Origin of the sequence: Enterobacter sp. SECR19-1250 (assembly GCF_013391025.1) — a bacterium.
In the GTDB taxonomy this organism is placed as follows: Bacteria; Pseudomonadota; Gammaproteobacteria; order Enterobacterales; family Enterobacteriaceae; genus Enterobacter; species Enterobacter cloacae.
The window spans coordinates 1-860 of record NZ_JACASJ010000291.1 but is presented as its reverse complement, the minus strand read 5'-3'; the positions used below and the strand labels follow the sequence as shown (position 1 = coordinate 860).

The window sequence follows — 860 nt, the reverse complement described above, 5'->3', positions numbered from 1 at the left end:
CCGTCATTCCGCAGCTAATTCCAGAATTTAAATAGCGTGATCTGGCGATCAGTTTTTCATAAAAACCACGGCACCATCTTGACCGCGATCGACAGTTTTGATCTATTGCTGCTATTTGACGGTCTCAAAATATGTCTACCCATCCTGTTATTAAACGCTTAGATCACCTTGGTCTCATTGCCGCCTTTTGTCACGAAATTGGCCTGCCACGGATGATAGATGCCGTTATCCCAAAATATTCTGACCACAATGTTTCTCATGGTGACGCGGTATTGGCCATGCTCCTAAATGGACTTGGCTTTCATAGCAGAACACTGCACATGTTCTCGGACTTTTTTAAGACCAAGCCTGTGTCTAAGCTACTCGCCAAGGAGATTGAAGCACACCATCTTACTGATGATGTACTAGGGCGCACCTTAGATGCTCTATACGAAGCCGATGTCTCTGCGCTCTATCAGGTTATTGCTGAGCGTGTTGTTGATAAACTGGGCTTGACGACGGATTCAGTTCATCTTGATATCACCAGCTTTCACGTTGATGGTGAGTATGCACAAGATGAAAACACCAACGTGATCAAGCTTGTACGAGGCTACAGTCGGGATCATAGGCCAGAGCTTAACCAAGTGGTGCTTGAACTCATCTGTGAAAACCAAGCAGGTATTCCTGTTTACATGCAAGCACTGAGTGGCAACACCAATGATGCCAAGGCATTCGCTGAAGTCACTAAAAGACACATACATTGCCTAAAAGCCGCGCAAAATAGTCGTTATTTTATCGCTGATGCTGCCTTGTACACCGAAGAAAGCATCTCCTCGCTAGATGAGCAAAATCAAAAGTTCATTACCCGTGTACCGATGACC

Annotated in this window: 1 pseudogene; it reads left to right on the top strand. The window is 45.2% G+C overall.

From position 1 onward, the window contains the following. Positions 1-131: 131 nt before the first annotated feature. Positions 132-860 (top strand): annotated as a pseudogene (locus tag HX884_RS26665) (IS1634-like element ISSpu7 family transposase); the annotation flags it as partial.